18 protein-coding genes are annotated in these 22,790 nt (G+C 61.4%); 3 read left to right on the plus strand and 15 right to left on the minus strand.

Translation table 11 applies throughout. The annotated features are described in order from the left end of the window. Positions 1-5 precede the first annotated feature (5 nt). The 3 genes from AXG89_RS10385 to ubiD are packed head-to-tail and all read right to left on the minus strand — an operon-like array spanning position 6 to position 3,348. The gene (locus AXG89_RS10385; protein WP_062169601.1) at positions 6-680 is read right to left on the minus strand and encodes a LysE family transporter; all 675 of its coding nucleotides are present in this window, start codon (positions 678-680) and stop codon (positions 6-8) included. A gap of 41 nt (positions 681-721) precedes the next feature. Next, a complete protein-coding gene (locus tag AXG89_RS10390; RefSeq protein WP_119024631.1) occupies positions 722-1,744 on the minus strand; it encodes an asparaginase in 1,023 nt (340 codons plus the stop codon). After that, positions 1,741-3,348 carry a 4-hydroxy-3-polyprenylbenzoate decarboxylase gene (ubiD, locus tag AXG89_RS10395; protein ID WP_062169603.1) on the minus strand — a complete coding sequence of 536 codons (1,608 nt, stop codon included), beginning with the start codon at positions 3,346-3,348 and terminating at the stop codon, positions 1,741-1,743. The genes AXG89_RS10390 and ubiD overlap by 4 nt, the downstream gene beginning before the upstream one ends. 620 nt (positions 3,349-3,968) lie before the next feature. On the opposite strand from ubiD, the gene AXG89_RS10400 reads away from it, so the two are divergent. Continuing rightward, positions 3,969-5,132, plus strand: coding sequence for a transglycosylase SLT domain-containing protein (locus tag AXG89_RS10400; RefSeq protein ID WP_061998888.1), 1,164 nt, complete (start codon positions 3,969-3,971; stop codon positions 5,130-5,132). A 102-nt stretch (positions 5,133-5,234) separates the two neighbouring features. Here the strand turns inward: AXG89_RS10400 and AXG89_RS10405 are convergent, their stop codons facing one another. The 7 genes from AXG89_RS10405 to hemL all read right to left on the minus strand — a co-directional run bounded on the left by AXG89_RS10405 (position 5,235) and on the right by hemL (position 12,022). Then, positions 5,235-6,449, minus strand: a complete 1,215-nt coding sequence (locus tag AXG89_RS10405) for a pyridoxal phosphate-dependent aminotransferase (protein WP_061998889.1) — start codon at positions 6,447-6,449, stop codon at positions 5,235-5,237. Then, positions 6,449-6,886 (minus strand): transcription antitermination factor NusB, encoded by a 438-nt coding sequence (nusB, locus tag AXG89_RS10410; protein ID WP_061998890.1) that lies wholly within the window; start codon positions 6,884-6,886, stop codon positions 6,449-6,451. Before nusB ends, AXG89_RS10405 begins: the two co-directional genes overlap by 1 nt. Further along, positions 6,883-7,386 (minus strand): 6,7-dimethyl-8-ribityllumazine synthase, encoded by a 504-nt coding sequence (gene ribH, locus AXG89_RS10415; protein WP_047896193.1) that lies wholly within the window; start codon positions 7,384-7,386, stop codon positions 6,883-6,885. The genes nusB and ribH overlap by 4 nt, the downstream gene beginning before the upstream one ends. A gap of 52 nt (positions 7,387-7,438) precedes the next feature. Continuing rightward, positions 7,439-8,611: a bifunctional 3,4-dihydroxy-2-butanone-4-phosphate synthase/GTP cyclohydrolase II gene (gene ribBA / locus AXG89_RS10420; RefSeq protein WP_061998892.1), complete on the minus strand. Its 1,173-nt coding sequence runs from the start codon at positions 8,609-8,611 to the stop codon at positions 7,439-7,441. A gap of 312 nt (positions 8,612-8,923) precedes the next feature. Then, positions 8,924-9,553: a riboflavin synthase gene (locus tag AXG89_RS10425; protein WP_062169605.1), complete on the minus strand. Its 630-nt coding sequence runs from the start codon at positions 9,551-9,553 to the stop codon at positions 8,924-8,926. A gap of 25 nt (positions 9,554-9,578) precedes the next feature. After that, complete coding sequence (gene ribD, locus AXG89_RS10430; RefSeq protein WP_061998894.1) at positions 9,579-10,703, minus strand: bifunctional diaminohydroxyphosphoribosylaminopyrimidine deaminase/5-amino-6-(5-phosphoribosylamino)uracil reductase RibD; 1,125 nt, start codon at positions 10,701-10,703, stop codon at positions 9,579-9,581. 35 nt (positions 10,704-10,738) lie between these two features. Further along, positions 10,739-12,022 (minus strand): glutamate-1-semialdehyde 2,1-aminomutase, encoded by a 1,284-nt coding sequence (gene hemL, locus AXG89_RS10435; protein ID WP_061998895.1) that lies wholly within the window; start codon positions 12,020-12,022, stop codon positions 10,739-10,741. A gap of 289 nt (positions 12,023-12,311) precedes the next feature. Here hemL and AXG89_RS10440 point away from each other — a divergent pair, with 289 nt between their 5' ends. Then, positions 12,312-13,535: a Bcr/CflA family multidrug efflux MFS transporter gene (locus tag AXG89_RS10440; RefSeq protein ID WP_062169607.1), complete on the plus strand. Its 1,224-nt coding sequence runs from the start codon at positions 12,312-12,314 to the stop codon at positions 13,533-13,535. Positions 13,536-13,886: 351 nt separating this feature from the next. Here AXG89_RS10440 and AXG89_RS10445 read toward each other — a convergent pair whose 3' ends face one another. The 5 genes from AXG89_RS10445 to AXG89_RS10465 all read right to left on the minus strand — a co-directional run bounded on the left by AXG89_RS10445 (position 13,887) and on the right by AXG89_RS10465 (position 20,679). Beyond that, positions 13,887-16,007, minus strand: coding sequence for a prolyl oligopeptidase family serine peptidase (locus AXG89_RS10445; protein ID WP_062169610.1), 2,121 nt, complete (start codon positions 16,005-16,007; stop codon positions 13,887-13,889). A gap of 267 nt (positions 16,008-16,274) precedes the next feature. Then, entirely contained in the window at positions 16,275-17,393 is a 1,119-nt protein-coding gene (locus AXG89_RS10450; RefSeq protein WP_061998899.1) for an ABC transporter ATP-binding protein, read from the minus strand. Between the two features lie 110 nt (positions 17,394-17,503). Further along, positions 17,504-18,361, minus strand: a complete 858-nt coding sequence (locus AXG89_RS10455) for a carbohydrate ABC transporter permease (protein ID WP_075359593.1) — start codon at positions 18,359-18,361, stop codon at positions 17,504-17,506. Continuing rightward, positions 18,351-19,274: a carbohydrate ABC transporter permease gene (locus tag AXG89_RS10460; RefSeq protein WP_305954644.1), complete on the minus strand. Its 924-nt coding sequence runs from the start codon at positions 19,272-19,274 to the stop codon at positions 18,351-18,353. The genes AXG89_RS10455 and AXG89_RS10460 overlap by 11 nt, the downstream gene beginning before the upstream one ends. Positions 19,275-19,425: 151 nt before the next feature. Continuing rightward, entirely contained in the window at positions 19,426-20,679 is a 1,254-nt protein-coding gene (locus tag AXG89_RS10465; RefSeq protein ID WP_061998902.1) for an ABC transporter substrate-binding protein, read from the minus strand. 533 nt (positions 20,680-21,212) lie between these two features. Between AXG89_RS10465 and zwf the strand changes: the two genes are divergently transcribed. Further along, entirely contained in the window at positions 21,213-22,673 is a 1,461-nt protein-coding gene (gene zwf / locus AXG89_RS10470) for a glucose-6-phosphate dehydrogenase (RefSeq protein WP_061998904.1), read from the plus strand. Positions 22,674-22,790: the final 117 nt, after the last annotated feature.

A 22,790-nucleotide genomic window follows, 5' to 3' on the forward strand; every position in this document is an offset into this window, starting at 1 on the left:
TCGCGTTAAATTGCCGTTGCGCTGTTCACGATCAGGTCGTGGTATCCGTGCACGATCACGCTGTACGAGAAGTACGCGAAAAGCACCGCCGATAAAACATGGCAAGCGCGCAGCAACGCAGTCCCTGCGCGCTTGCGGCCATGGCTTGCGAGCGTGCAGATGAACACCGTCCATGCGAGGCCGCCTGCAAGAAAACCTGCGAGAAATACCGACGCGCTCATCTTGCCGGTCGCGCCGGCTTTCGCGATGAGCGCGCCACCCACGGCGGCGAACCAGAGGATTGCGCTCGGCGATGAAACCGCCAGCAACACCCCGCGCAGGAAACTGCGCAGATGCGAGGGCCGGGGCGTGGCGACATCGGCCTCGCCTTCCACCGGAGGCGCGGATGCCGGATAAAGCGCCTCACGCGCCATCCTGAAGGTGAGGAACAGCAGCACGATCGAGCCGCCGATCCATACGACCCAGCGCACGGCATCGAACTGGAGCAACGCGGCCATGCCCGCCAGCGCCAGCGCCGCATACAGCAGGTCGCCGACGCAGGTGCCGAGGCCCAGCATCATGCCGGGCTTGAAACCGTGGGAAAGCGTCAGCGAGATGATCGCGACGTTTGCAATACCAATATCCAGACACAGCGACAACGACAGAAAGAATCCATCCGACAACAACGGCAACGCGTGCATCCAGGCTTTCCCTTTTTGATTGCTATTGAGTGGGGCAGTGGTTACGCGCGTTCGAGCGGCACTGAGGCCACAAGCCGTCCCGTTTCAATACCCATCGTGTTGCGCATGGTCGGATTCCGGTAGGCGCTTAGCTTTTCGCGTTGTGCCGCGTTGCCAATGCCGAGTTGATCGAGCACGTCGGTGACGATGGCGTAGAGCACGGCCGTGTTGCCGTCCTCGACTTTCACGGCGATACCCAGTGCCGGGCGCGAGCCCGATTCGCGCACGCCGATCGCATAGCTCGCATCGGCGCCCACCTTGCCGACCAGTTCACCTTCGAAGGCGCGCATCAGCGCAGTACAGAAGCGGTGTTCGCCGGCGACGAGTTCGGGGTAGGTTGTCATCGCGCGGTAGATCCGGGCGAGGGCGGCCGAGCGCGGCGTGTTATCGGGAGGTGTACCGGCGGCGGCGATCTTCACGAAAAGCCGTGCGAGCCGATCAAGCGGAAACGCCGGCGTAGGCAGGTTGCATCCGTCCGTGGCCCATTGCACACCGTCGCCCGGAAGATCGCAAACTTCGGCCATGGTCTGCTTGACCCGGACCTGAAGCGGATGATCGGGCAAGTGATAATCCGCGATCGCCGCACCCAGTGCCTGCGCACCGGCGAGCATCCCCGCGTGTTTTCCCGAGCAATTGCTGCACACGCCTGTTGGCGTGAAGTCGCGCCTGATCCAGTCCTTCCAGACCGCGTCCGATAACGGCGGATGACCGCCGCATCGAAGATCGGTTTCTGTTGCGTGCGCCTTGGCGAGCATCGCCTTCACGCGTTCGATATGGCGCGGCTCGCTGTTGTGCGACGCGCACATCAGGGCGAGATCGGCGTCATCGAAGCCGAAACGTTCGAGCGCGCCCGTTTCCAGCACGGCCAGCGCTTGCGCCGGTTTTGCGGCGGAGCGCGCGAGCGTCATGCGCGACGGATCGCCGAATGCATGCAGGAGGCGGCCTTCGGTGTCGACCACGGCGACATGCGCGGTGTGCGTGTTCTCCACCGACTCCCCACGATAAACCGTCGCCGCAGCGCTCATGACCGTGCTCCTCCCGAAAAGCCGATTTCGTCCCACAGCGCATCGACGCGCCGTTTGACCGCGTCGTCCATCACGATCGGGCGGCCCCATTCGCGGTCCGTCTCGCCGGGCCATTTGTTCGTGGCGTCGAGACCCATCTTCGATCCTAGCCCGGCCTTCGGCGAAGCAAAATCGAGGTAATCGATCGGGGTGTTATCGACGAGCACCGTATCTCTCGATGGATCGATACGCGTTGTAATTGCCCAGATCACTTCCTTCCAGTCGCGGATGTTGACGTCGTCGTCCACCACCACGATGAACTTCGTGTACATGAATTGCCGCAAGAAGCTCCAGACGCCGAACATCACGCGCTTGGCATGTCCCGGGTAGCTCTTCTTGATCTGCACGATTGCCATGCGGTAGCTGCAGCCTTCGGGTGGCAGATAGAAGTCGGTGATCTCGGTGAACTGCTTCTGCAAGAGCGGCACGAATACTTCATTGAGCGCGACGCCAAGGACGGCGGGTTCGTCGGGCGGCTTGCCTGTATACGTGGAGTGATAGAGCGCATCGCGGCGCATGGTGATCTTTTCGACCGTGAAGACCGGGAACCACTCTTGTTCGTTGTAGTAGCCCGTATGGTCGCCGTACGGACCTTCGAGCGCGTGCTCGTATTTGCCGGACGCATTGTTCGATGGCCTCGGCGGCGCGCCCTCGGGCGCCTGCGGCAGGGGACCGTCTTGCGGGTAGATAAACCCTTCGAGCACGATCTCGGCGCGCGCCGGTACTTGCAGCGTGTCGACGCCCGGCGTCAGGCATTTTGCCAGCTCGGTCTTCGCGCCGCGCAGCAGACCGGCAAACTGATATTCGGAAAGCGAGTCGGGCACCGGCGTCACGGCGCCGAGAATCGTTGCGGGATCGGCGCCGAGCACCACGGCAACCGGATACGGCTTGCCCGGATTGGCAAGCGCGAACTCCCTGAAGTCGAGCGCGCCGCCGCGATGTGCGAGCCATCGCATGATGAGCTTGTTGCGCCCGATCAGTTGCTGTCTATATATGCCGAGGTTTTGCCGCGTCTTGTTCGGCCCGCGCGTGACGGTCAGGCCCCACGTGATCAGCGGACCGGCGTCGCCCGGCCAGCATGTCTGAATAGGAAGGCGTGCAAGATCGACGTCCTGTCCTTCCCACACGATCTCCTGGCACGGCGGGGCGTTCACCGTCTTCGGCGCCATGTCCCATACGGCCTTGGCGAGCGTGAACAGCTTGCCTGCGTCCTTCAATCCCTTGGGCGGCTCGGGTTCCTTGAGGGCGGAGAGCAGGCGCCCGACATCGCGAAGTGACTCGAGTGCAGCTTTGTCACTGAGAAGACTCGGGTCCGAAGCGACTTGCGCCTCCGTTTCGATACCCATGCCCAGGGCCACGCGCCTCGGCGTACCGAACAGGTTGGCCAGCACCGGCATGGTGTGTCCGGTTGGCGTCTGGAAAAGCAGCGCGGGGCCGCCCGATCGCAGCACGCGATCGGACAACTCGGTCATTTCAAGAACTGGAGAAACGGGCTGCTTGATGCGGCGCAACTCGCCAAGCGTTTCGAGGCGAGCAGTGAAGTCGCGCAGGTCTTTGTATTTCATCGGCTGAGGGGTAGGGCCTGCGAGGAAAATTATCTGCAGCCCGGCGCATAACAAAGTTCGTGGAGAGGCTCCGGAGCGCGCGCGGGCGATTGTCGATTTTACCTGTGTTGATGTCGGTACGTCAGGTCACACAACGGCACAACTCGGGCTTGACCGCTGGAAAACCGCTTGGGAAGGCGCTTTGAGGGCTCTGAACACTGTTTATAATAACCAAAAGTAATGGGTTTTACATTTCTCAGCATTGACGGATCATTTGAGGCTGCTAGAATCCATCGACATTGACAACACCGATTGCAACTATTTACCAGTGCCACGGGTCTTTTGAAACGACGCGCTGCGTCACCCGGCCGGATTGTTCCGGTAAGTAATGGCAGTGGTGTTCATGCCGGCGCTCTTCTTCGCCGGTTTTTCGCGTGGTGGCCTGTGTGCGCGCCCCGGCATGTTCTTCGTGCCGCGCGCACCCGGATTCGAAGTATTCCGGTTAGGGCTGTCCCAACGGTTTGTGCCGTTTTTCCCGATACCGCTCGTGGGCTGTCCCAGAGCTGGCGGTGTCGATTTCTCCGTGGTGTGGCGGTTTTCAACGTTTACATCTGTAGAAATCAATGCATTTGGGAGCTCCAATGAATGCTTGGTTGTCATGGCGTCCTGACGCTCGCATCGCGCTGTATCTGCGCGCCGTGCTGCGTCGCGCCAAACATATGAGTCTTACCGTCTTCAGCCTGGTCGGTTGTGCGGCCGTCGTAACAGCGCTCGCGCTGTGGCTGCTTCCCGCCTGGCGCGGCTCCTTCGCCGCAAAATTGATGCCGCTGGTCTCGGCGGCCGTCCAGGCCGGCCCGGCGCGTCTGCTTGCTGGCCAACCCCTACCGCCATTTGCAATTGGTCATCAGCGTGAAGAAGCATTGCGCAACGGCGAGACGGCGTCGCTCGGCTCAGCCGCCAGCGACGACGACAGCGCCCGCAAGCTGACTGGCGGCCTGAGCCTGGCGGTTTCGCCGAACGGGCTCGATCCCCGCACCTTGCCCACAGTTTCCACGCTCGCCAGCGCAATTTCATCGCAGCGGGTAGTGGCCGATGCCCGCGACGATCGCGTTCTGGTTTCCACGCGTGAGCAGAACCTCGTGGCGAACTTCATTGCGCGGCGTTATCACGTGGCGCAGGACCCGGTGAGCGAGCTGGTCCGTGCCGCCTTCGATACCGGCCGTGAAGTCGGTCTCGACCCGTTGCTGCTCCTCTCGGTCATGGCGATCGAATCCGGCTTCAATCCTTACGCTGAAAGCGGCGTGGGCGCGCAGGGCCTGATGCAGGTCATGTCGAAGGTCCACTCCGACAAATTCCAGTACTTCGGCGGATCGCACGCCGCGCTCGAGCCGCTTGCAAACATCAAGGTCGGCGCGCTGGTCCTGAAGGATTGCATCGCGCGCGGCGGTTCCGTTGCGGGTGGCCTGCGGTTCTACGTAGGTTCGACCTCGCAGGACGACGGCGGTTACGGCGCCAAGGTGCTGGCCGAGCGCGCACGTCTTCGCGATGTCGCCCACGGCCGCAATGTGCCGATCAACGCGCCGCAAGCGCCGGCACAGCCGGTTGCGCCGAAGACGGTGGTGGCGTCGGCTAACGCGCCGGCGAATGGTTCTACCGACAAACGTGTGCACTTCACGCTCGACGGTGTTCCGCCGATCACGGCGCCGGCCAAGGCTACGTCGCCGCAAGCGAGCGAGCGTAACGAAACCGACGACGCTGATACGCAAGCCAAGCATGAACATGGCGCCTGGGAAGTCGGCGCTTGAGACGGCATCCCCAGCCTTAAACCGGTAGCAGATGCAAAAAAGCCGTTCCAGCTTGATGCCGGAACGGCTTTTTCAATGGCGAAGGCTTTCCAAGCGGAGGCGCTAGACCCTGAACAACGTCCCAAGCCGCTGCACGGCTTCTTCGAGCTTCGAATACGCCGTGGCATAAGAGAGCCGGATATAGTCCCGCGGCGCATGAACGCCGAAATCATTGCCGGGAACCAGCACGACGCCGGCATCGTGAAGCATGGAGCGGGTCAGCGCCGTGCTGTCGCCGGCGGCCGGGTGCGCGACACGGCGGGTATCAGCGTAGACGTAGAACGCACCGTCCGGCACTACCGGCACTTCGAACCCGAGCGTGCGCAACGCCGGCACGATGAAATCGCGTCGGCGCCCAAATTCCAGCCGGCGTGACTCGTAGACTGCAAGCGTGGCAGGTTCAAAGCACGCGAGCGCCGCGTGTTGCGCGAGCGCGGACGCGCAAATGAACAGGTTCTGCGAGAGCTTTTCGACCGTCGAGACCATTGCGGGCGGCACGACCAGCCAGCCGAGCCGCCATCCAGTCATGTTGAAGTACTTCGAAAAGCTGTTGACGGTGACTACGTCGTCACCAAGCGAAAGCGCTGAAACGGGTTTCGCGTCGTAGCTCAAGCCCTGATAAATCTCGTCGACGATGGTAAAACCGCCGTGCGAACGCACGACATCGACGATCTTCGCCAGTTCCGCCGGTTCGATGGACGTCCCGGTAGGATTCGACGGCGACGCCAGCAGGACGCCGCGTGTAGCGGGCGTCCAGTGCGCTTCGACCTGGGCTGCGGTCAACTGGAAGCGCTCGGCCGGACCGCTCGGAATCAGGACCGGACGGCCTTCGGTTGCCGCCACGAAATGGCGATTACACGGGTAGCACGGGTCGGGCATGAGGACTTCGTCGTCGCGATCGACCAGTGCCGTGCATGCCAGAAGCAACGCCGCCGATGCACCCGCCGTCACCACGATGCGCGCCGGATCGATATCGAGCCCGAACACATCGCGATAATGACCGGAAATCGCCTCGCGCAACGACGCCAGCCCGAGCGCGTTCGTGTACTGCGTGACGCCGCGCCGCAAGGCGTCGGTCGCTGCGGCAATTACCGGTTCGGGCGCAGTGAAATCCGGCTCCCCGATACCCATGTGGATGATGTCGCGCCCCGCGCGTTCGAGCGCCTGCGCTTGCTTCGCCAGTTCCATGACATAGAACGGCTCGATCGCATCGACGCGCGCGGCGTAGCGAATTGCGCTTTGGGAGACGGCGCCGAGCGGGTCTTTGGCGAAATTCATCAGCTTCGCTGGCCGCGGCCTTGTGCTTCTGTCGGGCGCAGTTGAGCCGCAAGCTTGTCCAGCACGCCGTTCACGTACTTGTGGCCATCGGAACCGCCAAACGTCTTGGTCAACTCGATCGCTTCGTTGATCACCACGCGATACGGAATGTCCAGGTGATGCTTGAACTCGAACGCGGCGACCATCAGCACCGCGCGTTCAACCGGCGAGAGCTGGTCGAGCGGGCGGTCGAGGCAGGGCTGCAATTCGGCGGAAATGATGTCCGCTTCCTTGATCACGCCGTGCAGCAGGGCGTCCAGATGCTCCTGGTCGGCTTTATCGTAGCCTTGCGCGCCGCGCAACTGCGCGTCGATCTCGCCACCGGGCGAGCCCGACAGCAACCACTGATAAAGCCCTTGTGTCGCGAGTTCGCGCGAGCGGCGTCGAGCGCTTTTCATGCACGGTCCTCGTCATCTTCGTCTTCATCGTCCCCGCCCAACTGTTCCAGCGCGACCGACAGGTTGGCCATCTCGACCGCCACGCGTGCAGCGTCGCGGCCTTTTTCCGTCATGCGGGCAACGGCTTGTTCGTCGTTTTCCGTTGTCAGGACGGCGTTTGCGACCGGCGTGCCGAAGTCGAGCGCGATGCGCGAAATACCTGCACCACTTTCATTTGATACCAGTTCGAAGTGATACGTCTCGCCGCGAATGACGGCGCCGAGCGCGATGAGTGCATCGAACTGACCCGATTCAGCGAGCTTTTGCAGCGCCAGCGGGATTTCGAGCGCGCCCGGCACGGTGACGAGCAGCACGTCTTCACCGATCACGCCAAGCCGTTCGAGTTCTTCCGTGCAGGCGTCCACGAGGCCGTTGCACACCGGTTCGTTAAAGCGCGATTGCACGATGCCGATGCGCAGTCCGTCGCCGTCGAGGTTCGGTTGGTATTGTCCGATTTCCATTATTTATCCGTTTTCAGTGTTGTACGTGTGGTGTTGAGCCGGCCGGTCGTGGTCAGACCGAACGCAGATGAGCGATCGAAGCAGCGTCCGCGGCATCCGTGGATGGCGTGGCAGGGCAGCCGGGCATGGGAATGAAGCCTGTCACTTCGAGCCCGTAACCGGACATGCTGCCGAGCTTGCGCGGATTCGACAGGACCTGCATCTTGCCCACGCCCAGTTCACGCAGGATCTGCGCGCCGATGCCATAGGTCTTGAAGTCGATCGGCCTGCGCTTCAGTTCAGCCGCCTTGTCTTCCTGCTCGAACGCCTCGAAGACCTCGACCAGATGCTCTTTCGTGTCACCGCAATTGAGCAGCACGATCGCGCCCAGATCGCGCGCGGCGATCTCCTTCATGGCGGCATCGAGCGTCCAGGAATGCGTGGACGAATCCACTTCCAGCAGATCCAGCACCGAAAGCGGCTCATGCACGCGCACCGGCGTTTCTATATCCGGCGTCGGCCGGCCGCGTACCAGCGCGATATGCGGCGATCCGCTCGGCTGATCGCGATACAGCACTGCGCGAAACGCGCCGTGCGCCGTTTGCATCGTGCGTTCGGCGACGCGCTCGACGATCGATTCGGTCCGCGAGCGGTAGTGAATCAGGTCGGCGATCGTGCCGATCTTGATGTCGTGCAACTCGGCGAATTCGATCAGATCAGGCAGGCGCGCCATTTCGCCGTCGTCGCGGATCACTTCGCAAATCACCGATGCTGGCGTCAAACCCGCCAGCGCCGTCAGGTCACAGCCCGCTTCGGTGTGTCCGGCGCGAACCAGCACGCCGCCCGGTTGCGCCATGATCGGGAAAACGTGGCCCGGTTGGACGATATGTTCGGCTTTCGCGTCGTGCGCGACGGCTGCCTTGATCGTGCGGGCGCGGTCGGAAGCCGAAATGCCGGTTGTCACGCCTTCGGCGGCTTCAATGCTTACCGTGAACGCCGTACCGTATTGCGTGCCGTTTTTCTGCGTCATCAGCGGCAGGTTCAACAAGCGGGCGCGTTCCGGCGTAATGGTCAGGCAGATCAGCCCACGGCCGTGCCGCGCCATGAAGTTGATCGCTTCCGGCGTCACGAAGTCGGCTGCGATGATGAGATCACCCTCGTTTTCGCGGTCTTCTTCGTCGACGAGAATCACCATCCGGCCTGCTTTCAGCTCAGCGATGATCTCTGGAGTGGAGGCGAGCGTCATTGCGATGGTCGTCCGTTCGGGAAAGGGCGTATTTTACGCCACCGGGGAGGGCAACGCGGGGGTTTTGCCGGTTTTGAGGCGTGCCGGGCGCCGGGGTCAACGTCGAGTCATTGCCAGGCATGTCAGTCAGGTGGGAAGCGAATCTGCGAAAAGTGCCTTCCCGCAAAGGTCGCCTTGCGCTCAATTTGTGCCGCCGAGCTAATCAGACCTTGTTGTTCCAGAAACAGGAGATAGGCGCGAGTGGGAACTTTTCTGCAGTTGTCCGGAATCAGAAAGCTCGCGCGCTATCTTGTGTTCTTATGATTGTGTGTCCTAATTCGCCGATCCGGATGACGAAAGAATCCGCTCCACATACCGCGCGATCAAATCGATCTCCAGATTCACCTTCGAACCTGCCTTGAGATGCCGCAGCGTCGTCACTTCCACCGTGTGCGGAATGAGGTTGATCGAAAACTCGCATCCGTCCGGCCGGTCGGTCACGCTGTTCACCGTCAGGCTCACGCCGTTGACCGTCACCGATCCCTTGTACGCCAGGTACTTGCCGATATCCTTCGCCGCCAGAACCCGCAACTCGTGCGATTCGCCAACCGGCTCGAAGCGCGTCACTTCGCCGAGACCGTCCACATGTCCGGATACCAGATGTCCGCCCAGCCGGTCATGCGCGCGCAATGCCTTTTCCAGGTTGACATCGCCGGGGTCGGACAGGCCCGCCGTCCGGTTCAGGCTTTCCCGCGATACATCCACGGCAAACGACTCCGCCGATTTCTCGATCACGGTCATGCACGCACCCTGAATCGAAATGCTGTCGCCGAGTTCGACGTCCGCGAGATCCAGTCCGCCCGATGCAACCGTGAGGCGCACGCCGGTATCGTCATCTGCGGGCGAGCCCAGCGGGGTGACAGCTTCAATGCGGCCGACCGCCGCGACAATTCCTGTGAACATCGTCGAAATTCCTTGGAGTTATGCGTCAGGTAAGAGGCTGCACGTCGGCCTTCACATCGGCAAAGCGCGCGAGCATCCGCACATCGTCGCCCATCCGGTCGATGCGATGAAACCGCAAATGCGGCCGCGCCTCGAGCGTCCCGGGCGGCGTGAAGTCGAACATGCCTGGCGCGTTGCCAAGCAGGCTCGGCGCGAGATAGATCAGCAATTCGTCGATGCAGCCCTCGCGCAACAATGAGCCATTGAGCTTATGGCCGGCTTCCACATGCAGCTCGTTGATACCGCGATCGGCGAGAATGCCGAGCATTGCCGGAAGATCGACCTTGCCTTGTTCGTTTGTCAGCGACGTGAATTCGATACCCCGTTCACGCAGCGCTTCGGCTTTAGCCATATCAGGCTCGGCGCCGCAAAAAATCCACGGCGGCGCACCTTCCAGAATCCGGGCATCGAGCGACACGTCAAGCCGGCTGTCGATCAACACGCGTTGCGGCTGGCGCGGCGTTTCCACTGCGCGCACGGTCAGTTGCGGATCGTCCTCACGCACCGTGCCGATTCCCGTCAGGATCGCGCAGGCACGGGCGCGCCATGCGTGGCCGTCGGCGCGAGCGGCTTCGCCTGTGATCCACTGGCTGTCACCGTTCGGCAGGCCCGTACGGCCATCGAGCGTGGCCGCAATTTTCATGCGGACCCACGGACGGCGTCGCGTCATTCTCGACACGAAACCGATGTTCAGTTCATATGCCTCGTTCGCAAGGAGGCCGCAACGCACATCGATACCCGCGTCGCGAAGAATCGCCAGCCCACGCCCGGAGACGGCCGGATTCGGATCTTCCATTGCCGCAATGACCTTCGTGACCCGCGCCTCGATCAGCGCGTTCACGCACGGCGGCGTGCGGCCGAAATGGCTGCATGGCTCGAGCGTCACATAAGCGGTTGCGCCGCGCGGATCGTGGCCGCGCGCGCGTGCGTCCTTGAGCGCGCGGATCTCGGCGTGGTCCTGCCCGGCAGGCTGCGTGAAACCTTCGCCGATGACATCGCCGTCCTTGACCAGCACGCAGCCGACGCGCGGGTTGGGCGTCGTGATGTACATCCCGCGCGCGGCGAGCGCCAGCGCGCGCTCCATGTGCGAGAAATCGGTCTGCGAGAACATTGCGGCGGCCTCTTTTTTTCTGACGTAAGCGTTGATCAGGCAGCGAGACGGCTGAAAGCGCCCCGGGCGGCATCGAGCGTGGCGTTGATCACGGCGTCATCGTGGACGATCGAAACGAAGCCCGCTTCATACGCCGACGGCGCGAAGTACACGCCTGCATCGAGCATTTCGTGGAAGAAAGCGTTGAAGCGCTTCGTGTCGCCTTTCGTGACTTCGGCGAAGCTCGCCGGGATGCTGTCGGCGAAATAAAGACCAAACATGCCGCCGATGGCATCGGCCGAGAACGCTACGCCGGTTTCCCTGGCGATCGCGGCGAGGCCATCCGTGAGATGACGCGTTTGCCTGGTCAGCGTCTCGTAGAAACCCGGCGCCTGGATCAGTTGCAGCGTTTTCAAACCGGCCGCGACCGCGATCGGGTTCCCCGACAAGGTGCCCGCCTGGTACACGCCGCCAAGCGGCGCGAGATGCGCCATGATGTCCCGACGGCCGCCGAAAGCAGCCGCGGGCATGCCGCCGCCGATCACCTTGCCGAGGCACGTCAGGTCCGGCTTGATGCCATAGACCTCTTGCGCGCCGCCGAGCGCGACGCGAAAGCCGCACATGACTTCATCGAAGATCAGCACCGCGCCGTGTTCGTCGCAACGCGCGCGCAACGCCTGGAGAAACGCCGGCGAGCCCTTCACGAGGTTCATGTTGCCGGCCACGGGCTCCACGATCACCGATGCAATCTCCCCGCCGAACGCGGCAAATGCCTCGTTGAGCTGCTCGACGTTGTTGTACTCGAGCACGGTGGTGTGCTTGGCGATATCCGCCGGAACGCCCGCCGATGTGGGGTTGCCGAACGTCAGCAGCCCTGACCCCGCCTTCACCAGCAGGCTGTCCGCGTGGCCGTGATAACACCCTTCGAACTTGATGATCCGGTCACGTTTGGTGAAACCGCGCGCGAGACGCAGCGCGCTCATGGTCGCCTCGGTGCCGCTCGAGACCATGCGAACCTGTTCTATCGATGGAACCAGCTTGCAGATCTCTTCCGCGATTTCGATCTCGGATTCAGTCGGTGCGCCGAACGAGAAGCCGTTCGCCAGCACGCGCTGGACGGCCTCGAGCACTTCAGGGTGGACGTGGCCGAGGATCATCGGCCCCCATGAACCGATGTAATCGATGTACTGCTTGCCATCGGCGTCCCAGAAATGCGGACCCGACGCGCGTTCGATGAATCTCGGCGTGCCGCCGACCGAGCGAAACGCGCGTACCGGCGAGTTCACGCCGCCGGGAATGGTTTTCTGGGCGCGTTCGAAGAGAGCTTCATTTCTGGACATGACTGGACCTGCGCTGGATGACGGGTTCTGCTTGAGAGGGCTGCGGCCGCGGGGATTGCGAAGCTTCGATCCGGCGCCGGACGATGGTCGGGCGCGCTGGCGCGGCTGCACGAAATCAAGGTGAAATTGTACCGGAGTCGCCTGGATCGGGCCGCAAGGGGCGGGCGCGTTGCGCTCGTGGCGAGGGAGGGCCAAACCGGGCGCGTACAATGCTCCCACTGTTAAGGCTTCGTTTAAGTCGTTTCGACGTCCGCCGAAGACCTTGTCCCTACGTTCCTTTTTGTCTCTCATGCCCGAAATCATCAAGCGCCGTTCCGATCGCCGGCTGATTCTTCTGCTCGGCGCGCTGGCGGCATGCGGTCCGCTGTCCATCGATATGTATCTGCCAAGCCTGCCGTCTCTTGCCGATGCGTTCGGCACGACAGCCGCCGCCGCGCAGATCACGTTGACCAGTTTCATGCTCGGATTCTCGCTCGGCATGCTCGTGTACGGACCGCTGTCGGACGCTTATGGGCGCCGGCCCGTGCTGCTCGGCGGCATCATCTTGTATGCGATCGCGAGCGTGGGATGCGCGCTGTCGTTTTCCATCGATTCGCTGGTTCTGATGCGCTTTTTGCAGGCGCTCGGCGCGGGGTCCGCTTCGGTGCTGGCGCGGGCGATTGCACGCGATGCCCACGCGCCATCGGACGCGGCGCGCGTGTTGTCCATGCTGGCGATCGTGACGTCCATCGGGCCGTTGCTTGCGCCGTTGATCGGCGGGCAGTTGCTGCTGCTCGGCGGGTGGCGCGCGGTGTTCGTCACGTTGTCGTTGTTTGGACTGGTGTGTGCGGTGACCACCTACCTGCGTGTGCCGGAGACATGGCCGCAGGAGAAACGGGCTTCTTCGGCGGTTGGGCGCTCGTTTGCCGCTTATGGGCATTTGCTCAGCGATCCCGTCACGTGGGGCCACATGTTATGCGGCGGGATGGCGTTCGCGTCGATGTTCGCCTATATCACCGCAACGCCGTTTGTTTATATCGACTACTTTCATGTGAAGCCGCAGCATTATGGGTTCTTCTTCGGCATGAATATCATCGGGATCATCGGATGGAATGTGGTGAATACGCGGCTTGTCGGCGTGCTCGGGTCTTTGAAGCTGATTTCAATCGCTTCGTTTGTTAGTGTCGTTGCCGCGCTTGCTACCGCGTTTGTTTGTATCACCGGGATCGGTGGGTTGTGGTCGATTGTCGGGTGCCTGTTTTTTGTTGTGGGCGTCGTGGGGCTGCTTTCGGCGAATTGCACGACCGATCTCATGCATCGGTATCCGCATAATGCCGGCGCAGCGGCAGCTGTTTTTGGCGCCGTGCAGTTGGCGTTGGGGGCGCTCGCAAGTCTCGCTATCGGGATGCTGCACGATGGCACGCCAAAAGGCATGGGGATCGTTATCGCCGTGACCGGAGTGCTGACTTTTGCCGGGCGGACGCTGGTCTTACGGTGGCATGGGACGCCGGTTAAGGCTCGGACCGTTGGGTGAATCCGGGCTTTGGTCGTAGTGGTTGGGGCTGGCGCCGGGTTGCTGCTTTTTAAGCTACCGCGCGTTCTGTTCTAGCCGTTCTTTTTCGCACTATTAGCCACTGTCCGTGGCGGGACTTCATTTCTTTTTCCAAACGGCGAAAAAGAAACGAAGCAAAGAAAACGCCTCTCAACCGCTAATTCTTAAGTGTCCCGAGCGTGCAGTTTTGAACTGTTTGGTTCTTCAGAAGAACGCTCGGCGCCGCAATCAAGAACACTTGAAACCCTCCCCCTCCGTCAACAGATACCCACACGCTTCGCCACCAGTGTGGGAATCCATTAACCAGGACACCCACACTGCGCCTTTGTCTTTTTAACGTTGGGCCGTCATCGTTTTCAGGAACGTGAACGCCGTTGCCTCCACCCTCGCAATGCTTTCCGCTTCCACGCCCGCGCCGTGGCCTCCATCGCGGTTCTCCAGGTACCACACGCGGTCGTTGCCCTGTGCCTGCATCCTTGCCGCCATCTTGCGCGCGTGGCCCGGATGCACACGGTCATCCGTCGCCGATGACGTGAACATTACCGGTGGATACTTTACGTCGGCCTTCACGTTCTGGTACGGCGAGTAGGTCATCAGGAAGCGCAAGTCGGCAGCGTCGTCGGGGTCGCCGTATTCGTCCATCCACGATGCCCCCTGCAACAACACATGGAACCTCGCCATGTCGAGCAGCGGCACCTCCGATACCACTGCGCCAAACAACTCGGGCCGCTGCACGAGCATCACACCCGTCAGCAAGCCGCCATTGCTGCCGCCACGCACCGCAAGTTGTTTCGATGTCGTCACGCCCGATGCCACCAGCGCTTCTGCAACAGCAATGAAGTCATCGAAGGCGACTTGGCGCTTTTCGCGCTGCGCCGCCTGGTGCCAGCCCGGGCCGAACTCGCCGCCACCACGAATGTTCGCAATGGCATACAAGCCGCCACTTTCAAGCCATGCCATGCCGGTGGTCGCGTCGTAATGCGGGTCGAGCGCGACTTCGAAACCGCCATAGCCATACAGCAGACACGGCGCCGATTGTTCGCCCTTGACGTTTGCTTCGCGGCCGACGAGCCAGTAGGGGATCTTGACGCCGTCGGGCGCCGTGGCGTGGCGGCGTTCGGCGATCAGACCCGTGGCATCGAATTGGGACGGAAGGCGCGCGAGCAATTGCCACTCGCTTCCAGGCGCGGCGAGATCCGCGAAATACATCGACGGCGGGCTCAGGAAATGTTCGATGTACACCAGCACGGTGTCGTCGCGCTCGCTGTCGATGGAATTCACATACGACTGGCTCGCGGCCGGCACCGCGAAGTCACGGCAGGTCCAGGCGCCTTCGAGATCCGCGGGCGGCGCGTACAACTGGACTTGCGGCGAACCGTCGTTCATCAGCGATACAAGCAGCCAGTGCTTCGTGAAGTCGATATTCGCAAGCACGTTGCGGCCGGATGGCGCGAACAACACGGTGAAATCCCGCGCGCCGGCGAGAAACGCGTCGCGCCGGATCACGAGCAGGGAACCGCCGGCATGGACCGTCGGGCCTGCATCGTATGCTTCACGCGGTGTCGCGAACAGCCAGCCATTCCAGTGCTCGAGCTCGACGTGCAGCGGGACATCGTATTGTTGCCACTCGCCGGTGGTTTCATCGAGCCAGTATTGCAGCGTCTCGAAGAACGAGGTCGCACGCGACGCGAGGTGCAGGTTTTCGAGCGGGTCGTAATCCACGCCCGCCGATACATCACGCCGCTTGCCTTCGAAGACAATGGGCGCATCGGCGAGCTTCGTGCCGCGCTTCCATTTGCGCGCCTGGCGCGGGAAGCCCGACGTGGTGAGCGCCGGTTTCTTGCTATGCGCGCTGTCGTCCCAGCCGACATACACGGCGTCGCGATTGATCCACGATATGTCGTGCTTGCCGACATCGGGAAGCTCGAAGCCGTCTTTCACGAAAGTGCGCGATTCGATATCGAACTCGCGCACGAGACATGCGTCCGAACCACCCGGCGACAGGCTCACCAGCGCGCGGTCCCAGGTGGGGTAGAGCATGTCGAAATCATGCAGCGCCCAGCGGGTGGCATCGTCGGGATTGTTGTTGAGGTCGAGCTTGTCGACATCGAGGACGATCTGCCACTTCGCCTTGCCCGCGAGCCATGCAGCCCACGGTGTGCGCCGCACGATGCCCAGCGGATTCTCCTCGTCCTGCCACGTGTTGTAGCCCCAGTCGCCATATCGCGAGCAGGACACGATGCGCTCCTGCGACGTGTATGCCTTCTTGAGGCGCGCGGTGAGCGCATCCGTTTCCGGCGTCTTGCCGGATGCGGCCGTCGTACGCGCGTTCTGCGAATCAACCCATTGCTCGACGCGGGCGTTATCGAGCGACTCCAGTTCTATGAACGGATCGGCGCCGGCAGCAGCGGGCCATTCGAGTTCGGGGTGTTGGCTGAGGAAGGAGTTTGTCATATGGGAAAGCGCGCCCGCGTTGGAATGCCGGCGAGAGCGCCGACGTGATCAGGAATCAGAAGGCTGATTGTGCCTGATGGCGTGTCGCGAAGAAGTTTCGGCGCGCGGTTGCGTCGGCTCAATGCGTCAGACCGGCGAGGTCCATGTGGATTCGGACTATTCCCATTTCAGTTTTGTAACAATCATTTGGGTTGTTGCAACCCGGCAATCGAAAAAAAACCGCGCAGACTGTGTGGTCTGCGCGGCTTCATTGAATGCGAAGAAAGCTCAAGCCAACCGTTCTTCCGTCTTCGCGTCAAACAACACCGCTTTCGATACATCGAACAGCAGCGTCATGTTCGTCAGCGGCTGCGGATTTGCTGCCGGGTGCACGCGGCTCACCACGCGCTTGCCGTTCACCTGGGTGAACACGAGCGTATCCGGGCCGGTCGGCTCGATCACATCGATCTTCACCTCAACCGGTTGCAGACGTGCGTCTTCCACATTGTGCGCGCTGCGGGCATCCGTAATGCGCTCCGGACGCAAGCCAAGAATCACGTTCTGCCCGATCTTGCCACGCACGGCGGCGGCATCGAAGGGCAGGTTCAACACGGTACGCGACACGCCCGTATCCAGCTCGATACCCACGCCCGATCCGGCCTCGACCAGCTTGCCGTCGATAAAATTCATCGGCGGCGCGCCAATGAATCCCGCCACGAACAAATTCGATGGCGAATCGTAGATGTCCTGCGGCGCGCCGAATTGCTGCACGACGCCATCCTTCATCACCGCAATCCGGTCGCCGAGCGTCATGGCTTCGATCTGATCGTGCGTCACGTACACGATTGTCGTGCCGAGGCGCTGATGCAGCAGCTTGATTTCCGAACGCATTTCGATACGCAGTTTCGCGTCGAGATTCGACAACGGTTCATCGAACAGGAACATCACCGGATCGCGCGCCAAAGCGCGGCCCATTGCCACGCGCTGGCGTTGGCCGCCCGACAACTGGCCGGGCTTCCGGTCGAGCAGATGCTGGATCTGCAGCGTATCCGACACGCGCTTCACAATGGCGGCCTGCTCGTCCTTCGGCACCTTGCGAATGTTCAGCCCGAACGAGATGTTCTCGCGGACCGTCATGGACGGGTACAGCGCGTACGACTGGAACACCATCGCGATGTCGCGATCTTTCGGCGAGAGGTTGTTCACCGTCTTGCCGTCGATCATGATGTTGCCCTTGGTGACCGTTTCCAGGCCGGCGATCATGTTGAGCAACGTGGACTTGCCGCAGCCCGAACCGCCAACGAGGATCAGGAACTGACCGTCCTCGATGTCGATGTTCACGCCCTTCAGAACGGGTACGCCGTTCGCATAAGTCTTGTATACGTCGCGGATTGAAAGGCTTGCCATGCTATGAATCCTTTAGTTTCTCTGCGCTGAGCGTGGTCGTCCGCGCATCTGTTGATCTTTTATCGCGGGCGCTTCGTTCGGTTCGAACCTGTGGAAGCGCCCCGCGGAAATCAGCCCTTCACCGCGCCCGCTGTCAGGCCGCGCACGAAGAACCGGCCGGCGACCATGTAGACGAGGAGGGTGGGGAGAGCAGCGATGATCGCAGCAGCCATGTCGACGTTGTATTCCTTCACGCCCGTCGATGTATTCACGAGGTTGTTCAGCGCCACGGTAATCGGCATTGAATCCACGCCCGAAAACACGATGCCGAACAGGAAGTCATTCCAGATCTGCGTGAATTGCCAGATCAGGCAAACCATGAAGATCGGCAACGATACCGGCAGCAGGATCTTCGTGAAAATCGTGAAGAAACCCGCACCGTCGATACGCGCCGCCTTCACCAGTTCGGCTGGAATGCTCACGTAGAAATTGCGGAAGAACATGGTCGTGAACGCGATACCGTAGACCACGTGAACGAGTACGAGACCCGTCGTGGTATTGGCGAGTCCCAGCATGCCTTGCAGACGCGCCATCGGCAGAAGAATGGCCTGGAAGGGGATGAAGCAGCCCACCAGCAGCAGCGTGAACACGAGGTCCGCGCCGCGGAAACGCCAGTGCGTGAGCACGTAACCGTTGAAGGCGCCGATGATCGATGAAAGCAGCACAGCCGGAATCACCATGCGAACGGAGTTCATGAAAAACGGTTCCATGCCGTCGCAGCGCACGCCGGTACACGATTGCGACCACGCCTTGACCCACGGCGCGAACGTGAACGATGTCGGCGGCGTGAGCAGGTTGCCCGTGCGCAACTGGTCGAGGTCCTTGAAGGACGTCGAGAGCATCACGTAGATCGGAAACAGGAAATACAGGGCAAACAGGACCAGCGCCGCATAGATGACGGCGCGGCTGATCGTCATCTTAGATTCCATTGCGGGTGCTCCTCGATTCCAGATACATGAGCGGCACGAGCACGGCGACGACGGTGGCGAGCATCATCATCGATGAAGCTGCGCCCAGGCCGAGCTGTCCGCGGTTGAACGAAAACGTGTACATGAACATGGCCGGCAGCGACGACGACGTGCCCGGACCACCCGCGGTCAATGCGACCACGAGGTCGAACGTCTTGATGGTGATGTGGCAGAGAATCAGCAGCACGGAAAAGAACACGGGACGCATGCTCGGGATCACGATCTTGCGATAGATGCGCGGCAAGGACGCGCCATCCATTTGAGCCGCCTTGAAGATTTCCGCGTCCACGCCACGCAAACCGGCGAGGAACAGCGCCATCACGAAACCAGTCGATTGCCACACGGCCGCGATCACGACGCAGAAAATCGCCTTGTCGGGGTTGCCGAGCCAGTCGAACGAAAAGCTCGTCCAGCCCCAGTCGTGGAACACTTTCTCGAGTCCGAGGCTCGGGTTCAAAATCCATTGCCACGCCGTACCCGTCACGATGAACGACAGCGCCATCGGGTAGAGGAAGATCGCGCGCAACGCGCCTTCATTGCGGATCTTCTGGTCGAGCAGGATGGCGAGGAACAGCCCGAGCCCGACGCAAATGGCGATGAACGGAATGCCGAACCAGCCGAGGTTTGCAGCGGAGGTCCACCAGACGTCGTTGGAGAACAGCTCGGTGTAGCGCTGGAAGCCTACGAAATCGTAGCGCGGCATCAATCGCGAGTTCGTCAGCGACAGATACCCGGTGATCAGAATGAAGCCGTACACAAACACGAGCGCGATCAGCACGCTGGGTGCGAGTACGAGCTTGGGAATGTAAGTATCGGCAAGCGCCGCCAGGGGCGACGTACGGCGGGGCGGGGTGCGCGATGTCTTGCTCGCGATACCGCTAGGGGAGGCAGCCACTTCTCGACTCCTGAAAATTTGCCGGCAAGAGTCTCAGGCCGGAACAGGGATACAGCGGTTTTTACGGTAATCGACTTGTGCTTTCGGGCGCGCTCCCGAGAGAGCGCGCCCGTGCGTCACACTAAAACGCTTACTTCGTCTTCGCTGCGTTCGCGAGAGCGGCAACTGCGCTCTTCGAATCTTGCGTCGAGTTCATGAACTTCGTGACGACGTCGGTGATGGCGCCGGCAGTTGCATCGCCTTGTGCCATTCCGTGCGCCAGCGACGGAACATAGCCGCCCGACTTCAGGGCCGTTTGTTCATCGGCGTAGGACTTCTTCGCGCAGTCGTCGAACTTGGTCATCGGCACGCCCAGGCGAACCGGGATGGAACCCTTGTTCAGGCTGAACTGCTCCTGGAACTCAGGCGTCATGATGGTCTTCGCCAATGCCAGTTGACCCGGCGTTGCATCCTTCGCGCCCTTCTGCTGGAAGAACACGAACGAATCGACGTTGAACGTGTAAGCCTTCTCCGTACCCGGAACGGCTACGCAGACATAGTCCGTGCCCGACTTCTTGTTCGCGCCGGCGAACTCGCCCTTGGCCCAGTCGCCCATGAACTGCATGCCGGCCTTGCCGTTGATGACCATGGCAGTTGCAAGGTTCCAGTCACGGCCGGTGCGGCCGTTATCGAAGTACGATTGCACGTGACGAACCGTATCGAACACCTTGACCATCTGGTCGGACGTCAGCGTCTTCTGGTCCAGATCGACGATCGCCTTCTTGTAGAAGTCCGCGCCTTGCGACAACACGACGTCTTCCCACAACGTCAGGTCTTGCCACGGCTGGCCGCCTGCTGCCACCGGAACAATACCGTTCGCCTTCATCTTGTCGGCGAGGGCGAAGAATTCCGGCCACGTGGTCGGGGCCTTGCCACCGGCCTTGTCCAGTGCGTCCTTGTTGATATACAGCCAGTTCACGCGGTGCACCGAGAACGGCGCGCCTACATAATGACCGCCTGCATGCATGACCTTGTCGATTTCCGGCGGCAGGTTCTTCTTCCAGTCGCCCGTCACCGAATCGATGTTCACCAGCACGCCCTGGTCAGCCCATTCCTGGATCAGCGGACCCTTGATCTGAGCCGCCGACGGCGCGTTGCCCGAGATCACCTGCGTCTTGAGTGCGGTCATGGCTGCGGCGCCCGCGCCACCGGCAACCGCGAAGTCCTTCCAGGTGTAGCCTTGCTTGGTCATGTCGTCCTTCAACACGCCAATAGCCTTCGACTCACCGCCGGACGTCCACCAGTGCAGTACGGAAAGGGCTTCTGCAGCCTGAACCGCCTGTGCCGTCACGCCGCACAACAGACCTGCAGCGCCGAGCGCGCCCATGAGCTTGCGAAATTTCATTGTTTATCTCCTCCGAACACCTGAACAAAAAACGATTGGCCCCTGATGCCGCCAGGAAGCGATGGCTGGAACTGAACAGACTTGAAGTGGCCGGAGTCGGCGGTGTCAGCGGGATAAGACCGGTATGCCTCGTCGATGAACGGCGGGCGCGCCAGTCTGGCCGGCAGACCGAACCTCGGCCGCACGGCTCTCAAGAGATGAGTGTGTCGAATCGCAACTGTGTCTCCTCTTTTGATTTTTGCCCGTTCACACTGGCTGACCACTGTGACGTGCGACCGGGGTCCTGCATCCTGCGGTTTTAGCCTGTTCCATGACATTCCCTGACGGCGAACCGTTCGGCGAGAGCGTCCTTGGCTCAGGTCCATTACCATGCAACTAGACATGAGTCTCCGGGAAAACACGCATGTTCTGATTGACTAAGTGTTTTTTTCCGAGATCACGTTACCCCTTGATTTGAATTGTAGTTAAACTACAATTCAGTGTCAAAAAAAATTTTATCGGACTACGGTCCTTCAGAACCCCTGCGGAGACACATGCAAAACGACTCGAATTTCACCTTCGTTCTTTTCGGCGGAACGGGCGATCTTTCGATGCGCAAGATCCTGCCGGCGCTTTTCGAAGCGCATCGTGGCGGAATGCTTGCATCGGGCGGAAAGATCGTCGCGGTGGCGCGCGCCTCCGAAGATCGCGATGCGTATCTCAACTGGGTCGACGAACACGTCAAGCCGCACGTCTCGAAGAACGGTGTGGACGACGCAGTGTGGAAGGGTTTTCTCGAGCGCATCGATTATGTGCGGCTCGACCTCGGCAAGCCGGAAGACTTCAAGCTGCTGCGCGACGCCGTGAACAAGCATGGCGGCACGCGCGTGTTCTACCTCGCGACCGGTCCGTCGCTGTTCGTGCCGATCTGCCGCGCGCTCGCCGACGTGGGCCTGAGCGAAAACGCGCGCATCGTGCTGGAAAAGCCGCTTGGCTATGACCTGAAGTCGTCGCAGGCTATCAACGACGCCGTTGGCGAAATCTTCGCGGAAGAACAGATCTACCGGATCGACCATTACCTCGGCAAAGAGCCGGTGCAGAACCTGCTTGCGCTGCGCTTCGGCAATGCGCTTTTCGAACCGTTGTGGCGGCGCGAATGGGTGGAAAGCATCCAGATCACGATTGCCGAAGAACTCGGCGTGGAAGCGCGCGGCGACTTCTACGACAACACCGGCGCCTTGCGCGACATGGTTCAGAACCACTTGCTGCAGTTGCTTTCCATCGTGACGATGGAGCCGCCGCATTCCATGGATTCCGACTCGGTCCGCGACGAAAAGCTGCGCGTGCTGCGCGCGCTCAAGCCTGTCGATCCGCGCGATATCAGCAAGGTCGCCGTGCGCGGCCAATATCATGCGGGCGTGATCAAGGGCACGTCGGTGCCGGCATACGCGACCGAGCACGGCGTGCGTCCTGACAGTCACACGGAAACGTTTGTCGCGTTGAAGGTGGAGATCGAGAACTGGCGTTGGGCCGGCGTGCCGTTCTTCCTGCGCACCGGGAAGCGGCTTGCCGACCGCACGGCTGAGATCGTCGTGAATTTCCGTCCCGTGCCGCACTCGGCGCTTGGCGCCAATGCATTGCGCGCAGGTACGAACCGCCTCGTGATTCGCCTTCAGCCGAACGAGACGATCCGCCTTTATTGCCTGGCCAAGCAGCCGGGCGAAGGCATGAATCTCGCGAGTGTCCATCTGGATCTCGCGTTCGACAAATTCTTCAAGGAAGGGCAGATGGAGGCCTACCAGCGCCTTCTGCTCGATGTCATCAACGGCCGTCTCGCGCTCTTCGTGCGGCGCGACGAACAGGAAGCGGCGTGGCGTTATGTCGAGCCGATCCTCGATGAATGGGCTGCATCGTCGAAACCGCCAAAGCCTTATGCGTCAGGCACGTGGGGACCGGCGGCCGCGAGCGCCATGCTGGCGCAACACGGCACATGCTGGCTCGAAGAAGAGAATTAAGCCCGCTTGTTCCAGCGGGTCGGTGGGAACGTGTTCCAGGACGTTTGTGCTGTAGACATGTTGCAATTAAAGCCGAGACAAATCCCGCCGTGCGACTCTCGGCGGGCGAAATGAAAC

The organism is Burkholderia sp. PAMC 26561, from assembly GCF_001557535.2.
Lineage (GTDB): Bacteria > Pseudomonadota > Gammaproteobacteria > Burkholderiales > Burkholderiaceae > Caballeronia.